Source organism: Pseudomonas sp. stari2, from assembly GCF_040760005.1.
In the GTDB taxonomy this organism is placed as follows: Bacteria; Pseudomonadota; Gammaproteobacteria; order Pseudomonadales; family Pseudomonadaceae; genus Aquipseudomonas.
In genome coordinates, this window is the sequence record NZ_CP099760.1 from 5,232,561 (window position 1) to 5,249,852 (window position 17,292).

At 61.3% G+C, this 17,292-nt stretch carries 11 protein-coding genes; 4 read left to right on the forward strand and 7 right to left on the reverse strand.

Annotated features, from left to right (window positions below; genetic code table 11):
• The first annotated feature begins 1 nt into the window (after position 1).
• Together NH234_RS23995 and NH234_RS24000 are read left to right on the forward strand one after the other, a co-directional pair.
• The gene (locus tag NH234_RS23995; protein ID WP_367254470.1) at positions 2-1,774 is read left to right on the forward strand and encodes an ATP-binding protein; all 1,773 of its coding nucleotides are present in this window, start codon (positions 2-4) and stop codon (positions 1,772-1,774) included.
• The gene (locus NH234_RS24000; protein WP_085730155.1) at positions 1,764-3,152 is read left to right on the forward strand and encodes a sigma-54 dependent transcriptional regulator; all 1,389 of its coding nucleotides are present in this window, start codon (positions 1,764-1,766) and stop codon (positions 3,150-3,152) included. The genes NH234_RS23995 and NH234_RS24000 overlap by 11 nt, the downstream gene beginning before the upstream one ends.
• Positions 3,153-3,189: 37 nt before the next feature.
• On the opposite strand, the gene NH234_RS24005 is transcribed toward NH234_RS24000, so the two are convergent.
• Positions 3,190-3,855, reverse strand: coding sequence for a DsbA family oxidoreductase (locus NH234_RS24005; RefSeq protein WP_085730154.1), 666 nt, complete (start codon positions 3,853-3,855; stop codon positions 3,190-3,192).
• A gap of 50 nt (positions 3,856-3,905) precedes the next feature.
• Positions 3,906-4,940, reverse strand: coding sequence for an alpha/beta fold hydrolase (locus tag NH234_RS24010; protein ID WP_367254471.1), 1,035 nt, complete (start codon positions 4,938-4,940; stop codon positions 3,906-3,908).
• Between the two features lie 213 nt (positions 4,941-5,153).
• On the opposite strand from NH234_RS24010, the gene NH234_RS24015 reads away from it, so the two are divergent.
• Entirely contained in the window at positions 5,154-10,736 is a 5,583-nt protein-coding gene (locus tag NH234_RS24015) for a DUF6543 domain-containing protein (RefSeq protein ID WP_367254472.1), read from the forward strand.
• A 53-nt stretch (positions 10,737-10,789) separates the two neighbouring features.
• On the opposite strand, the gene metE is transcribed toward NH234_RS24015, so the two are convergent.
• On the reverse strand, positions 10,790-13,102 hold the full coding sequence (gene metE / locus NH234_RS24020; protein ID WP_367254473.1) for a 5-methyltetrahydropteroyltriglutamate--homocysteine S-methyltransferase: 2,313 nt from the start codon (positions 13,100-13,102) through the stop codon (positions 10,790-10,792).
• 111 nt (positions 13,103-13,213) lie between these two features.
• Here metE and metR point away from each other — a divergent pair, with 111 nt between their 5' ends.
• Complete coding sequence (gene metR, locus NH234_RS24025) at positions 13,214-14,131, forward strand: transcriptional regulator MetR (protein WP_085709456.1); 918 nt, start codon at positions 13,214-13,216, stop codon at positions 14,129-14,131.
• Here the strand turns inward: metR and NH234_RS24030 are convergent.
• From NH234_RS24030 to NH234_RS24045, 4 genes are all read right to left on the reverse strand, one after another.
• Positions 14,115-14,645 (reverse strand): N-acetyltransferase family protein, encoded by a 531-nt coding sequence (locus NH234_RS24030; RefSeq protein WP_367254474.1) that lies wholly within the window; start codon positions 14,643-14,645, stop codon positions 14,115-14,117. The two genes, metR and NH234_RS24030, sit on opposite strands and share 17 nt — an antisense overlap.
• A gap of 2 nt (positions 14,646-14,647) precedes the next feature.
• On the reverse strand, positions 14,648-15,286 hold the full coding sequence (locus NH234_RS24035) for a LysE family translocator (RefSeq protein WP_367254475.1): 639 nt from the start codon (positions 15,284-15,286) through the stop codon (positions 14,648-14,650).
• A gap of 23 nt (positions 15,287-15,309) precedes the next feature.
• Positions 15,310-15,744 carry an NUDIX domain-containing protein gene (locus NH234_RS24040; protein WP_367254476.1) on the reverse strand — a complete coding sequence of 145 codons (435 nt, stop codon included), beginning with the start codon at positions 15,742-15,744 and terminating at the stop codon, positions 15,310-15,312.
• Positions 15,745-15,816: 72 nt separating this feature from the next.
• A complete protein-coding gene (locus tag NH234_RS24045; RefSeq protein WP_367254477.1) occupies positions 15,817-17,172 on the reverse strand; it encodes an HD domain-containing phosphohydrolase in 1,356 nt (451 codons plus the stop codon).
• Between the last annotated feature and the right edge of the window lie 120 nt (positions 17,173-17,292).

The window sequence follows — 17,292 nt, forward strand, 5'->3', positions numbered from 1 at the left end:
GATGAGCAAATACCGACGCGCCACCGCCCGACCCTTCGCCCTCTCCGGCTGGAGCCTGCAACGCAAACTGGTGCTGGCGTTCTGGCTGGTCAGCGTGATTCCGACCATGATCGCCGCGGAACTGGCGGCCACTACCCTGTCGCAGATTTTCGACAGCAACGTGCGGATCTGGCTGCAGGAATCGACCAAGATCGTCGAGGACGAGATCCGCGAAATCGTGCGCGACAATGCCCGCGCCGCGCAGTTATTCCTGCGCTACACCCGTCCGCCAACGGACCGCCAGTCGGCCCGTCGCGACAAGCTCACCGCCGACATTGCTGACTCCATGGGCATCGACGTGGTCGCGCTGGTGCGCAACAGCGATCACAAAGTGGTGTTCAGCACCGCCGCCGATGACATCGTGCGGCAAATCAGCCTGGCACCCAAAGCCGTGTTGCAGACTCTGCAGGTCGGCGGCGTGGCAACCGGTGCAGTGGTATCGACCTTCGAGACCGATCAGGAAGGTACCGAGTACAAACTGATCGTCGTGACCTACCTCGACAACAGCTTCCTGACCAGTGTGGCCGACGTGCACTCGCTGGACTTGCGCCTGTATCTGGCGAAGGAAAATGACTTCTCGGAAATATTCTCCACTCAGCGTTTCGAAGATCACCCGACAGTCGTGCCGGAGAACATCGAGCAGCAACTGCGCCGCACCAAGCAACCGATCGAGCAGTCGACCAGTCGCTACAGCGGCATCTACCGTCCGATTCTCGACGAAAGCGGCGAACTGCAAGGCGTCGTCTTCAGCGGTCTGTTGCGCCACACCACTCTGGTCGGGCTGGTCAATCAGAGCAATTTGTTCATCCTGATTTTCATCCTGAGTTCGGCGGCGTCGCTGGCCGTCGGCTGGCTGGTTTCGCAGCGCCTGACCCAGCCGCTGCGTGGTCTGGCCAAAGGCGTGCAAGCGGTGATCGCCGGGGATTACCGTCAGCGCCTGCCGGTCACCGGTGGCGATGAGCTGGCGGAGCTGAGCAGCATCTTCAACCACATGAGCGAACGCCTCGGCGAGTTACAGCATCTGGAATCGCAGCTGCGACGCCGGGATCGCTTGCATGCGCTGGGTGAAGTCGCGATGGGCCTGGCCCATGAAATCCGCAACCCGCTGGGCATCATCAAGACCGCCACGCAATTGCTGCACCGGCGCGCCGACCTGCCGGAGACCGACAAGCGTCATCTGGAATACGTGGTCAGTGAAGTCAGCCGCATCAATGACCTGATCACCGAATTTCTCGACTTTGCCAAACCCAGTGCACCGCTGCGCTCGACCCAGCTGGCACGGCCGCTGGTGGATGAACTGGTGGGCTTCTGCGCTCCGGAACTGGCCAGCCACAAGATCGATGTGCAGATCGACGATCGCGCGCCGGGTGCTACCCTGTACGCCGATGCACGGCAACTCAAGCAGGCGGCCCTGAACCTGATCGTCAACGCCATCGATGCCATGCCCGACGGCGGTCGCCTGACCCTGGGCATTCGTCGCGACGAGCACAATACGGTCATCAGCATCAGCGACACTGGCCAGGGCATCGAAGCGGATATGCTCGAACGGATCTTCACACCCTTCGTCACCACCAAAGCCTCCGGCACCGGACTCGGCCTGGCCAAGGTATTCTCGATCATGGAAAACCATGACGGGCGCGTCGAATGCGTCAGTGAAAAAGATGCCGGGGCCACCTTCAGCCTTTACATCCCGGCCAACGGTGAAGATGACGACGAGGACAGCGATGACGCATAACGTACTGGTGGTGGACGATGAGCCCAAGCTCTGCGACCTGCTGGCATCGGCCTTGAGTCAGAACGACATTGTGGTGTTTACCGCAGGCAACGGCCTGCACGCACTCAAGGTGCTGGAGTCCGAGGACATCGATCTGGTGATCAGCGACTGGCGCATGCCGGGCATGGACGGCCCGCAACTGCTGGCGGAAATCAAGAACCGCTACCCGCAGTTGCCGGTGATCGTCATGACCGCTTACAGCACAGTGAAAAATGCCGTGCAATCGATGCGCAACGGCGCCTTCGACTACATCGCCAAACCTTTCGACATCGATGAGCTGGACATCACCGTCAGCAAGGCCCTGCAATTTCGCGACATCCTCAAAGACAACCTGCGCATGCGCGCCGAACTCGACGAACACCAGCAGATTGACAGTCTGGTGGGCGACAGCCCGAGCTTTCGCCGGGTCTTGAGCGCAATCGATTCGGTGCGCGAAAGCAACGCCACCATTCTGCTGACCGGCGAAAGCGGCACCGGCAAGGAAATGGTCGCCCGGGCCATCCACAAGCACGGCAATCGCGCCGACAAGCCGTTTGTCGCGGTCAACTGCGCGGCGATCCCGGAAGGGCTGCTGGAAAGTGAAATGTTCGGCCACCGCAAAGGCGCGTTCACCGGTGCAGTGGCGGACCGGGTCGGGCGTTTCCAGCAGGCGGACAAAGGCACGCTGTTTCTCGATGAAATCGGCGAGATGCCTTTGGCGCTGCAGGCGAAAATTCTCCGCGCCTTGCAGGAACGCATCATCGAACCGGTGGGCGATCCACGCGAGCGCAAGGTCGATGTACGGGTCATCGCCGCGACCAACAAGAACCTGCTGGATGCGGTGGCCAACAAGGAGTTTCGCGAAGACCTGTATTACCGCCTCAATGTGTTCCCTATTCCGTTGCCGGCCTTGCGGGAGCGGGTCGAAGACATCGCGCCGCTCGCCCGGCATTTCGCCCATACCCTGGGCGCTGCGGCGGGCAAGCGCTTCAGCGGTTTCAGTGCCGAGGCGTTGCAGGCGATGGCCCGTTATTCGTGGCCGGGAAACATTCGTGAACTGCAGAACTGCGTCGAGCGCGCGACCATCGTGGCGTCCGGCGCGCAGATTGAAGAGCAGGACCTGCCGGCCTATCTGTTCGCCTCACAGCCGACCCAGCCGGGAGCGCTGGTCGCCGAAGGCAGCGTGCCGGCGGACCTGGAAGCGGCGCTGGCAGAAGTGGAAAAAGCCTACATCCTCGCCGCGCTGGCCCAGAGCAACGGAGTGCAGGCTGCGGCGGCGCAACTGATCGGGATTTCCGAGCGCAGCTTCTGGTATCGCCTGAAGAAACTGGGGATTCACGTCGACAAGATCGTCCGCTGATCCGGGTTCCCGGGCATTGCCCGGGAACCTCAGGGCCTCAGTTCACCGTGCCGCCCTTCGCCTCACTCATGATCTGCCGGATCGCCCCGACAAAGGTGTCCACAGGCTGCCCGCCAGTCACCGCGTATTGCTCGTTGAACACCACGGTCGGCACCGAACTCACGCCGCGCGACAGCCACAATTGTTCTTCCTTGCGCACGTCGGTGGCGAATTCGTCAGAGGCCAGAATCGCTTCGGCGCGCTGCCGGTCGAGACCGACGCTTTCGGCAATCTGCGCCAGTTGCGAGTGATCGGACGGGTTGCCGCCATCGGTGAAATAAGCCTTGAACAACGCCTCTTTCAACGGTAACTGCAAGCCCTCCTCCCCGGCCCAATGCAGCAGCCGATGAGCATCGAAGGTGTTGTAGATGCGGCTGTTGGAATCAGTGCGGAAACTGAAACCGACATCGGCGCCACGGGCCCGGATCACTTCACGATTCTTTTGCGATTGCTCCGGAGTCGATCCGTATTTTTCCTGGATGTGCTCGCCGATGTTCTGCCCTCCGGCGCCCATCTTCGGATTGAGCTCGAACGGCTGAAAACGGATCTCGGCCTGCACCTCGTCGCGCAGAATCTCCAGCGCCCGCAACAAACCGTACAGACCGACGACGCACCATGGGCAGGACACGTCGCTGACAAAATCGATTTTCAGGGCAGAACTCATGACACACCTCGCGCGTTCAATCGTGGTCAAAGACCTGCACGATACACCCGCTAGAGCAGATTGCGCTCGCCCACCGGTTCGATCTGCGCCCAGTGTGAAGTGTCTTCACGGTGCTGCTGCAAATACGGCAACACCGCCGCCAGCAACGGCGCCTTGAACGCCTCCTGGAAGCGATGGGCCAGCCCTGGAATCAGCTTCAACTGACTGCCGCGAATGTGCGCCGCCAGATGCACGCCGTGCATTACCGGCAGCAATGGATCGGCGGTGCCGTGCACCACCAGGGTCGGCACCCGCAACTGATTGAGCAGCGCCACCCGGCTCGGTTCGGCGAGGATCGCCATGATCTGGCGCTTCACACCTTCGGGGTTGAAGGCCCGGTCATAGGCCACCGCCGCCTGATGCAACAGCATCTGGCGATCATCGGTGACTGTCGGGCTGCCCAGCGCCGCCAGCAGATCCGCTTGCTGCTCCAGCGCCACTTCACGGTTGGGAGCACCGCGTCGCGACAGCAATTGCACCAGTGCCGCGCTCGGCGCCGGCAGGCCTTCGGCACCAGAGCTGGTCATGATCAGCGTCAGGCTCTCGACCCGCTGCGGCGCCATGGCCGCCAGGTGCTGAGCGATCATCCCGCCCATGCTCGCGCCGAGCACGTGGAATTGCTCGACGTGCAACGCGTCCATCAGGCCCAGCGCATCGTCGGCCATGTCGGTCAGGCTGTAAGGCGCCGCCACCGGCAGGCCGAGTTTGTAGCGCAACACTTCAAACGTCAGGTTGGCTTCGGCCGGCGCCTGGCGCCAGGTCGACAGACCGACGTCGCGGTTGTCATAGCGGATCACCCGGAAACCCTGCTGACACAGGGCGACCACCACTTCGTCCGGCCAGTGGATCAACTGCCCGCCCAACCCCATCACCAGCAACAATGCAGGATCCGACGCACGACCGATGCTCTGGTACGCCAGGCTCACCTGCTCCAGATCGACCCGTTCGGTCGGAACGTTGACATCACAACGCGACGCCGCAGAAGACGCCGGAACGAAAAAAACCGCGGCCAACAACGCCGCGATTGCAAAAATTCCCTTGAACATGAAAAACACCGAAACACAGAACCCCAGTAGAGCGCGAGTCTGATGAAGTTTGTTCAAGCGCGCTGCCACAGTTCGATGACAGTTTGATGAAGAGTGCCGAGTGGTCATTTGCCAGGCGCGATAACTATGTAACGCCCGCACCACCGGGGATGTCCTTTCAATGGCTCGTCATCAGGAGCGGATCTTCCGCTCCCCGTCGCGAGTCTCTTGACCATGTCCGAAAACATTTTTACTGACCTGCTCACACCTGCGCCAAGGGTTTGGCCGGCTTCGTCGGCCTTGCCGCAGAACATCGACCGCGCTCTGCTGGGCAGCGCGATGGAGCGTTGGCGTAGCGCCAGCCATGATTTGCGCGAACTGCTGGCAGGCGTGCCATCCATCCGCGCTTCGCTGACTGACCTGCTGGAACGTGAACTCGACCTGGGCGAACCGGATACAGGCCTTCGGTTTTCCGCATCGGATCAGCACGCCGAGCAATTTGTCGGATTCGCCCCGGCCTGTGCCTTTATCTATCAACGTCCTCACCTGGAAACGGCGCTCGACCGGCCCTGTACGGTGGCCGGCCTGGGAAGTGACCACGCACTGAGTGCCCTTACGCCACTGCAACTGCTGACCCGAATCCAGACGCTGAAACCGGAAGATGAACTCAACCGGCGCTGGGATTCGTATTGGAGCGCACGGGCACCAGGCACGTCGGCTTCACGCCGTGAACACGCGGGCCAGTTGTATCGGTTGCATCTTGAAGCGACGGCTCAGGTGGCACTGGCGCAACGCACGGTCACTGCCGACCAGTTGCGGCCGTTGCAACTGCTCATGGACACCTCGCCCCCCAATCCGCGCCTGGATGATCAGCCGGTGCACAGCGAGCGCCTGGATCTGGTGCTTGAAAACAACGGCCGTGCCCAGCTTCCCGATGCGTGGGTCATCAGCGTCGGCGACCGACAAATGGGGCGGCAATTGCTGTATTTGCCGCATCAGCCGGTGCCCTTGCAAGCCTTCGCAGGGCGCAGCGACATGGAGGCATGGTTGTCTCGCCAGGGATTCGTTCCGCAGGAACTGCCCACCGCCGGGTTGCGTTTTGAATACAGTGCCAGAGCGCTGCCATTGAACTCGGGAATGACTGATCTGCTGGCTCGGTTGCAACAGGCTCGGCTCAGCGCTTTGCTTCAAGGCTCGGCCGGCAAATCCGGGCTGGCCGAACATGGCGCCCGGTCTCTGGATCAAGCCGAGCGACTGGATCGACAACACGCCACGGCTGGGTTGTCGGCCTTTCCTCCTGCGTCGCCGGCAGTGATACCCATTGCACATGACGCCGAACAGCCCCTGTTCGGCGCCCTGACGGCGGACATTCCCTGGCCGGTGCGCCAGGCGGCACTGGAACGGCAAGGAGACGCTCTGCAAAACTGGTCGAACGAAGCCGGGGATCGTGAACGTCAGGCGCTCAGCGACATTTTCCAGCGCGTGGAAGCCGCCGAACAAGCCGCCGACGCGGCCGCTCGAGCACTGCTGTACCGCGAACGCGTGCTTGACACAGTCACCCTCAACCGCGAGTTCACCGCACTGCATCAGGCCCACAAAAGAGGTCTGATCGCCGAAGCCGAACTGCAGCGGACACTCAAGCAATTGAGTGAAGATCAGTGTCAGGCGCTCATGACTGCACTGAACACCGTTGACGGTAACAACGCCGATCTGTGCACAGCCGAGATATCGCTGTCGATGCACGAGCAGAAAGACCCTCCGGTTACCGCCACCCGACAAACGCTCAACGGGCCGTTGGTCATAGCCCCTTTGGCTGCGCTGTCGGATCCGACCGCGCCTCACAGTCTGCTGTTGTACTGGCCCGGCAGCGGCGGCGGACTGCAGCGGTTTGACAACCGCCGTGAACTGGAACGCGAGGTGTTCAAGATTCAACAGCAGGACCCGGTGCTGACGCTGCAACTCAACCGGATCACAGGCGATCCGTTGCAGCATTCGCTGAATCAACTGATCGGCGAGTTCGAAGAGCAGGCTGGCGTCCTGCGCCAGCGCTACAGTGCCCCGTCGCAATCGGCGCAGCAGACCGAACATCTCGAAACACTGCGCAGGCGTTTTCTGGCGGCACTGCAGGTGCCAGTCAGCGCTGCACGGCAACTGGCCTACTCGCATCTGCTGGAGCAAAAACGCAGCGCTTCACTGGCCGCCAGTCTGCCGGACTGGTTAACCGACCTGTCCGGCGCCGATCGCAGCGGGCTGAAGCTGCTGATCGAGGCGTACATCAAGGCCATGCAGCGCAGCCATCGCCTGATGGAAACGGCCCTGCCGCTGCGCGACGACTTCACCCGGCAACATTTGCACGCCCGGTTGCGCAAGGACTTTTCGCTCAAAGGGACGTTCGATGTGCAACTGGATCTACCCGACTCAGTGGCATTGGAAAAACACACGGTCGCTGCTCCCGGCGCGCCGGGTACACCACAGAAACTGCAGCTGGTGCCAAGCAAGGCGCGCAACAAGATGTCCCTCGAAGCCCTCGCCCAGCAAAATATCGACAACACGCCGTCAATGAGTCTGGACCCCCTGTTGCTGCGCCTGGGTTTCATGCAGATTGAGGTCAGCGCATCAGACGAGGCCGAGCGCCGGGCCCTGACGGTGGGCATTACCAAACCTTACTTGAGCAAGACACTGCCCGATCTGGACTTGCCCAAAGCCTACGAAGACCTGATCCGCCGGGTGTTCATTGGGTCGAACGATGACTCGCCGTTCATCAACGAACATCGCCACGAATGCCTGCTGGAACCCTGGCGATTGATGCTCAGGCTGCAAGGCGAATGCGCCCGCCTGCAAAAACAGATCACCGCGCAAGACCTGCACATCCTCGACATCGCCATCGATGCCGACACGCCCCATGCCTGGCGAGCGGGAAACAAGCACATCATTTTGCTGCCTGCCCTCCTCACCGTCGGCGGCAAGGACACACCGAATGAAGGTTCGGTGACACTGTCTGGAGTGAGCTTCATCCAGGAAACGGTCAGCGGTACGACCCTGCTGTACCTGACCGATAGCCCTGATGGGCAGTTCCTGCGCCGCTTTGACAGTCTGGAGTCGGCGCGCCAGTCGCTGTTCAATCTGTGCGTTCAGGAAAGATGGGCCAGCTATCTGGCGGGTCGTGCCTTGCTGGGCAACGTGAGGGCTCATGAACAGCGCATCGGCCAGGCCGTTTTGAAGCGTTTTGACGCCCTGATCGGGGTTGGGGAACGCTGGCCGGCATCCACCTCTTTGGCCAAACACTTGCTCAATGCTCATATGGGCCGACTGATCGAGGCCCATCGAGGCACCTCGCGCGCCAACGACGCGATGGATCTGGAGCGCTACGCCCTCAGCGGCCCGCGCACGCTCAACTACATCAAAATGGCCCTGGGTCTGCTGCCCTTTGTCGGCACCGCCATCGGCTTGTATGACGCCTGGACCAGCGCCAATCAGGCGGTGGCCGCGTTCCTGCGCGGCGCCGTGGGTGATGGATTAGCCGAAATCGAAATGTTGCTTCTGGCGCTGATCGATGCGGCGATGGACATCCTGCCCACAGTGGGCGCAGGCACAAGCGCCAGCGCCGCGAGCCGTGCCCGCACGCTGACGCGCACCCGTCAATTGCGCCAAGTGACCACCAGCGCTGCCGCGTTACAAGCGCCCAGCGCACGTCAGGCCCAACATACAGGGAAGCGTTTTGCAGGCTACGAGTACCAAAAGCCCATCTTCCTGAGCGGCATGGAGCCGGCCAGCGCCGGACTGTTTCGCAGCGTCTACCGGCATCCCGATGGCGATTTTGTTGTTCGTCAGGGACGGGTCTATCAAATCGAATTGAGCAAGGACTCAAGGGGCTGGCGCCTGAGCGGTAATACACAGAAGACCTATAAACAACCGATAGCACTGGATGAAGCCGGCCAATGGGACACCCATTTCGGGGTATACGGGACAACGTTCGACGGTGGCGGTGCAGGCGGCGGCAATGTGCTCGGGCACATGGCAGATACGCTTGATCCGGTCTGGCCCGTGAGCATTCGACAACGCCTGCCACGCTGGTGGGGTGATCGGGTTTTTCGTCGCCAGCAACAGTTGACCCAGGCAGCCGATCAGCTCGCCTGGCAAATAGACGACCGATTTGCCAAAAGTCACGCCGCCATCAATCGCTACAACAACAGCCCCGCCGACCAGCGTCCGGCCCTGAGACCCGCCGCCGAAGCAGCCTGCATCGGCGACATCGAAATGGCCAGCCGGCGTTACCAACTGCTGGTCGATCTGCTGCCCCTGACCCATGGCAACAAACGACGCAAGTTGAACGAATGCATGAGCCTGGACGCCTGGAAGGTGGCTGACCGCGTTCAACTGCGCATCCACCACACCCGACACCAGGTAGGCCCCTTGCTGGACCGGATTGACGCCCTCACCGAGCGTCTGGACGAATTGCCTGCAGAACTGCTGGCCGAGCGGGTGCCTGTGCATGCACAAGCCCGTAAGTTGCGCGTGGAAATGATGCAAAAAATCGATGAGATCGAAGGGCTGGTGCGCGATCTCAACCACTGGTTCGAACGCATCAGTCTCCCCAGAGACAAGGTGCATATGCGAGCGGAAGTCGAAGGTCTGAACAGACGTCTCAGTGAGGGCAAACTGCTCTATCTCAAGACCGGCAGCCTGCTGGAAATCGTCCAGCGCTTCGACAATCCAGGTGAAGTGTCATTGCACTTTCTGCACCACCAGGCCCAAGATTTACGCGCCAGGATGGATCGCGCCCTGTACACGCAATTCAGCCTGCCCGAGACCAGTGTTACCCGTGCCCAGCGCAATCAGATCCTGCAGGACTGCCTCGACACGTATGCGCAGTTTCGGCGAGCGATGACCGTCTGGACGGCCAGTTATTCCCAACATTTTCACATGGATGATGTCCCTCCTCTTCTGGCGAACATCGAAAAAATGGCTGACCGGGCACGCAAGACACTTGAGCTGCCGACGGTCGCCGCGCCTACGGGGCAAAGCAACAAAAAGATCTTCACCACCGAGGACAATCAATTACTGATCGGTGTCGAGCATTGGGAATCCACAACCCAGACACGCCGCTATCACTTGACCGGCAAGGGCGGTGTCAACGAGATCTGGGAACAGGGCAGCAACGGCAAGTACCACCTCTTGAGCTCACCCGCTCGACCGTCATCGCCAATGAAAGCTGACCTTGGAGCCTTGGTCACCGATGCGCGCACCCGACTGGATCGGGTGCCCGCTTATCAGGCCAAGGTGAGCGCTTACGCGAGGCAGGACATGCTTCCGGTCGATCTGGAACACATGATGGTCAGCGAGGCGGACGAACTGATTCGCCGGGCTCACGGTATCGAGCAGATCGACGCGCAGAACCCGATCATCACGCCGCTGCGCCACAAGGCTGCCGAACTCAGAATCAGCGGACGACAAATGCGCACCCGCCAGTCACTGACCAGCAAGAACCCCACCGATGGCATGCTCGACGACTTGATCGGACAGAACGCCGTAGACATCCGCAAAGCCCAGCCACTGAAAAACCTCGGCAAACGCAAGGACGGCCGCACCGATTATCTGCAGGAGTATGAAATCCGCGACCTGACGCAGGCACAGCCAACATTGCTGTGGTATGCCCACTTTCACTATTCGAAGGCAACACCCGGTTTTCGCGAATTCGAAAAGGCCCATTTAAAGCTGCCCGAACACCGGTCCATGACCCATGCCGACGATCCTTCCCTGCCCTATGCCGACATTGGCAAGCGCTCGTCGGTGCTGATCCATTTCGAGAACCTGTGAAAGCAAAAGGGGGAGCGGTTTACCCGCTCCCCCCTTGCTGTTTCGCAGAATGGCTATGCCAACTGACTGCGCAACTGTCGCGCCGCCGCCACCATGTTGACCAGCGCCGCTTCGGTCTCAGGCCAGGCGCGGGTCTTCAGGCCGCAATCGGGGTTGACCCACAGGCGCTGCGCCGGAATGCGCTTCACGGCTTTGCTCATCAACTTGACCATCTCGGCGGTGTCCGGCACTCGCGGGGAGTGGATGTCATAGACGCCCGGGCCGATGTCGTTCGGGTAATCGAACGCTTCGAAGGCTTCGAGCAACTCCATGTCCGAGCGCGATGTTTCGATGGTGATGACATCGGCGTCCATGTCGGCGATGGCCTTGATCACATCGTTGAATTCGCTGTAGCACATGTGGGTATGAATCTGGGTTTCGTCCTTGACGCCCGACGCGGTCAGGCGGAACGCTTCCACCGCCCAGTCCAGATACTCCTGCCACTGTGCACGGCGCAGCGGCAGCCCTTCGCGGAACGCGGCTTCGTCGATCTGCACGATTTTGATCCCGGCGTTTTCCAGATCCACCACTTCGTCACGCAGGGCCAGTGCCAGTTGTTGTGCCTGGACTTTGCGCGACACGTCTTCGCGGGGGAACGACCACATCAGCATGGTCACAGGGCCAGTCAGCATGCCTTTCATGACCTTGTCGGTCAGGCCCTGGGCGTAGGTGATCCAGTCCACGGTCATGGCGTTCGGACGGGACAGATCACCAAAAATCACCGCCGGTTTGACGCAACGGGAACCGTAGCTCTGGACCCAGCCGAAACGGGTGAACAGGTAACCGTCAAGCTGCTCGGCGAAGTACTCGACCATGTCGTTGCGCTCGGCTTCACCGTGCACCAGCACATCCAGCCCCAGACGTTCCTGGACTTGCACTGCATGGCGGATTTCGCTGCGCATGGCGTCGTGGTAATCGTTGGCGGACAGCTTGCCCTGCTTGAAGGCCTGACGGGCCAGGCGGATCGAACCGGTCTGCGGGAACGAACCGATGGTGGTGGTCGGAAACGCCGGCAATTTCAAACGCGCCTGTTGCGCGGCGATGCGCTTGGCGAACGGCGAGTGACGCTGGCTGTCGCTGGCATTGATCGCATCGATCCGCGCCTGCACGGCGGCCTTGTGAATACGCGGCGAACGGGCGCGACTTTCTTGAATCGCGCGGCTTTCGGCCAGTGCGTTTTGTACTTTCGGTGCTTGCGGATCGTTCAGCGCATCACGCAGCACGGAGATTTCGGCGCACTTCTGCACGGCGAATGCCAGCCAGCTTTTCAGTTCCGGGTCGAGCTTGTCTTCGCGCTCGACATCCACCGGGCTGTGCAGCAGCGAGCAAGAACTGCTGACCCACAGGTTATCGCCAAAACGCTCTTGGGCCGGTTGCAGTTGTGCCAGCGCCTGCTCCAGTTCGCAGCGCCAGACGTTGCGACCGTTGACCAGTCCCACCGAAAGAATCTTGTAGGTCGGCAGGCGATCAAGCACCTGACCCAGTTGATCCGGCGCACGTACTGCGTCGATGTGCAGACCTTGCACCGGCAGGCCGACGGCGAGGCCGAGGTTGTCTTGCAAGCCGCTGAAATAGGTCGCCACCAGTTTCTTCAACGGCGAGTACTGAAGGATGTGATAGGCGCGTTCGAAGGCGTTTTTCCAGGCCTGCGGCAGGTCGAGAGTGAGGATCGGTTCGTCGATCTGCACCCACTCCACACCCTGTGCGGCAAGACGCCCGAGGATTTCGTTGTACACCGGCAGCAAACGCTCGAGCAGGTCGAGCTTGTCGAAATCATTGCCTTTCGCTTTACCCAGCCACAGGTAAGTCAGCGGGCCGATGATCACCGGTTTGACGTTGTGACCAAGGGCCCTGGCTTCTTCGACTTCATCGAACAGCTGTTCCCAGCTCAGCTTGAACTGTTGATCGGCGGTGAACTCCGGGACCAGGTAGTGGTAGTTGGTGTCGAACCACTTGGTCAGCTCTTGTGCATATTGGGTCTTGCCGTGCTCACCGCCGCAGCAGGACGCCGTGGCGCCACGGGCCATCGCGAACAGGGTGTCGAGGGTCGGCAGGCCGCGCTCGTCACGCACAGCGTCGAAACGCTCGGGGATCACACCGAAGGTCAGCGAGTGGGTCAGCACCTGGTCGTACCAGGCAAAGTCGCCGACCGGCAGCAGGTCGATGCCGGCGTCCTTCTGCAATTGCCAGTGTCTGGCGCGCAGCTCACGGCCGACCTGATTCAGGGACGCCTGATCGAGATCGCCTTTCCAGTACGCTTCGAGGGCTTTTTTCAGTTCGCGGTCGGCGCCAATGCGCGGGAAACCCAGGGTGTGAGCCACGGCCATGTCGAGTGTTCTCCATTGCGTAAAAGATGGCGCCATTGTCGACAGCCAACCCAACATGAGACAAACTCAACCTTTTCGTGTTGATCACAAATTTTCCTCATGGAGCCTGCGGTGCTTGAGATCCGTCACCTGAAAACCCTGCACGCCCTGCGCGAAGCCGACAGCCTGGTCGATGCGGCCGACCGCCTGCACCTGACCCAGTCGGCGCTGTCCCATCAGTTCAAGGAACTGGAAGAGCGCATGGGCATGCCGTTGTTTGTGCGCAAGACCAAACCGGTGCGGTTCACCAGCGCCGGTCTGCGCCTGCTGCAACTGGCCGACGCGACCCTGCCGCTGCTGCGCGCTGCCGAGCGGGATATCGGGCGCCTGGCCGGGGGCACCGCCGGGCGTCTGCACATGGCCATCGAATGCCACAGTTGCTTTCAGTGGCTGATGCCGACCATCGACCAGTTCCGCGATGCCTGGCCGGAAGTCGAACTCGACCTCGCTTCGGGCTTCTCCTTTGCCCCGCTGCCGGCACTGGCTCGTGGCGATCTGGATCTGGTGGTAACGTCCGACCCGCTGGAAATCGCCGGCATCACCTACGTGCCGCTGTTCACCTACGAAGCCATGCTTGCGGTCGCCAATCAGCACGCATTGGCGAGCAAACCGTACATCGTTCCCGAAGACCTGCTGACGGAAACCCTGATCACTTATCCGGTTGAGCGCGATCGCCTCGACATCTTCACTCGTTTCCTCGAACCGGCGGACATCGAACCGGCGCAAGTGCGCACGTCAGAACTGACGGTGATGATGATGCAACTGGTGGCCAGCGGTCGTGGCGTGTGCGGCATGCCGCACTGGGCGCTGCATGAATACAGCTCACGGGGTTACGTGAAGGCGAAGCGGCTGGGTGAGAAAGGTCTGTTTGCGACGCTGTACGCGGCGATCCGCGCCGACATGCTGGATGCGCCGTACATGCGCGATTTCCTGCTGACGGCCAAGGACACGTCGTTCTCGACCCTTGATGGGGTCAGCGCGGTTCGTTGAGGCTGGCGTTAGGCACGAAAGGCGCGCACCACATATGGATCTTGTCGAAGTAGTCCTCGCCGACCCGTACCGCCATCGGCTCCAGGCCGAACTGGATGAAGCCGCAGCGCTGGTACAGCTTGAACGCCGCGTCATTGCCGGCGGTGACGGTCAGTTGAATGACTTTCAACGCCGGATGCTGCTGCGCTTCCCCCAGCACCGCCTCCATCAACTTCAGGCCCAGCCCGCGCTGACGAAACTCAGCCGACACATACATGCCGAATACCGTTGCCTTGTGCCGGGCCTTTTCCCGAGGCTCGAACGCCAGGCCGACGATACCCGCCAGCCGGCCTTCTTCGAACGCGCCGAACACCGCATCCAGCTTGCTGGTCAGGCGCGATTCCCACCAACTCAAGGGCATCGCCGCGCGCTCGCGCACGCTGGAGGTGAACGCCTGCGGATGCCGGTCATACGCTTCCAGCATCAATTCGCGATAGGCCAGCGCATGACTGGCGTCCAGTCGTTCGATCCACATGCTCAAGCCGACCGGCGTTGTTCAAGCATCAGCCGCACCGCCAGACCACCGAGCACAAACCCCATGAAATAACGCTGCGCCGCCAGCCACGTCGGGTTACTGGCAAACCACGAAGCGATTCCCGCTGCCGACAGGGCAATCAACAGGTTGACGCTGAAACTGACGCTGATCTGGGTCAGGCCGAGGATGATGCTCTGGCTGAATACCGAGCCGTGATCCGGCGTGATGAACTGCGGAAACACCGAGAGGTAGAACACCGCGATCTTCGGGTTCAGGGCGCTGGTGAGAAAGCCCATGGTGATGAGCCTGCGCGACGAGTCCGCCGGCAATGCCTGCACTTCGAACGGCGAACGCGCGCCGGGTTTCACCGCTTGCCAGGCCAGCCACAGCAGGTACAGCGCGCCGGCCCACTTCAACACTTCATAGGCCATCGGCACCGCAAGAAACACCGCCGTCAGACCGGCCGCCGCCGCGAACATATGCACGAAGAACCCGGCCACCACGCCGAGCAGCGACGTGACCCCGGCCTTGCGCCCCTGACAGATCGAACGGGAGATCAGGTAAATCATGTTCGGCCCCGGCGTCAGTACCATCAACAATGCGGCAGCAGCAAAAATCAGCAGGTCTGGAAGCGGGATCATGACGAAGTCCTTTGCACGAATGATCAGGCGATCGCGGTCAGCGAGGCTCGATAAAACGGCAGGATCAGGTCACGTGTCAATGGGGCGAGAACCACATCGCCGTCGGTGGCCGGGTCGATCCAGATCACCTCTTCGATCTCGGCGGCCGGGGAGACGTCGGCGTCGATGGTCAGTTGAAAGATCTCGGCCTGCACGACAAACCCTGGCTCGTTGGCGGCAGGTGCCGAGAACTGGCCGAGAAAACTCGCCTGCGCCGGATCGATCACCAGCCCCAGTTCTTCCTCCAGCTCACGGGCTAGCGCATGCACCGGCAGTTCATGGGCTTCGATCTTGCCGCCCGGTTGCATGAACGCCGCAGTGTTGCGCTTGCGCACCAGCAGGGTCTGGCCGTCGGGGTTGAGCAGCAGCGCGGCGGCAATACGAATGATGCGGGGGGAAACAGCGGATACAGAGGTCATGGGGCAGCCACCGGCCTTGGGAAAAACCGCAAGGATCCCATGCCGGCGGCGCCAGCGTCACCTCATACGGTCTCAAGACTGGGCCAGAAGCGCCGCCTCGCCCTCCTCCGGCACTTTCACGAACACCTTGTATTTGGCCCCCTCCATGGCTTCGAAACTGATCAGTTTGTCCACCAGCAGTGCACTCAGCACCTTGCCGGCATTGAGCAGCAACATGCCGTTGTCGGCATTGAGGTTGCGCGCCAGGATCATCCCCGCCGCCAGCTCCCGGGTGCCCAGCACCTTGACGCTCGGATCGGTCAGGGTGATGTCGCTGACCATCGCGCAGACCTTGATGAAATCCTCGATCAGCTCGGGATCATAGAGTCTGCCCGCGTACTGACGCAGGTACAGCAACGCTTCATCGCTATTCATTTGCCGCTCGAGAATCAGCCCGCGCTGCAACTCGACAAAATCCACCGCCAGCTTCAGCAGCCGCGAGCCCAGGGGAATGGCCTCGCCCTTGAGCCGGTCGGGGAAACCGCTGCCGTCCCAGTGTTCCTGATGGTGCAGGATCAGCCGCGCGGCATCCTTCATCGGGTCCAGGGTCATCAACAGCGATTCGCTCTGTTTCGGATAACCCCGATAGCGATCGCGGTCGGTGCTGTGCAACAGGTCCGAAGGGGTGGTCATCATGCTGTCGGTCCAGCTCAGCTTGCCGATGTTGTACAGCGCGGCGGCCATGGTCAGGTCGCGGCTGGCGGCTTCGTCCAGCCGGTGCACCTTGCAGTAGCCGCGCACCAGCTCAATGATCTGCCGGTTGGTCTGCTTGGCCGGCGGCAGGCGCAGGTTGGCGAGCAACGAAAACACTTCGGTGCCGGTCACATAGCTGTGCTTGAGCTCCTCGTAAGCCAGGTCGAGCATGTCGGCGGTCTGCTGCAGCTCGGCTGTACGGGCGCTGACGTGTTTTTCCAGAGTACTGTTGAGCAACTTCAACTGATCGTTCTGCACCCGGGTCAGTTGCTCCAGACGCTCGCGCTCACGGGCCAGATGCTGATGTTCCAGCGCCTGGCGCAGGATCAGGAGCATTTCTTCGTCATTCCAGGGTTTGCTGATATAGCGGTCGATCTGCCCTTCGTTGATGGCCTTGATGATCGCCGAAGGGTCGGCATAGCCCGTCAACATGATCCGTGTGGTCGCCGGATACAGCTGACGAACGCTGGCGAGCAGCGTGGCACCGTCCATGCTGGGCATCCGCGCGTCACTCATCACCAGATCGACCGGACGTTGCGCCATCACTTCCAGTGCCTGGGCACCGCTGGTGGCGAGCAGCACATCGTAGGGCTGGCCACGCAGCAGACGGCGCAGGCTGTTGAGGATCGACTCTTCGTCATCGACCAGCAAAACAGCAGGCCGGTGGGCCGAAGTCGGGGCGGATTGCTCTTCCATGGCGAGGCCTCGCGCAAAACGGTGGATAGGGATGACGCATCGACAGACCTCCCCGCTTGCCCGCGTCTTGCATGAAAGGCTAGATGATTTTTCGTGGAGCCTGTGTAAATCCTCGGTAAC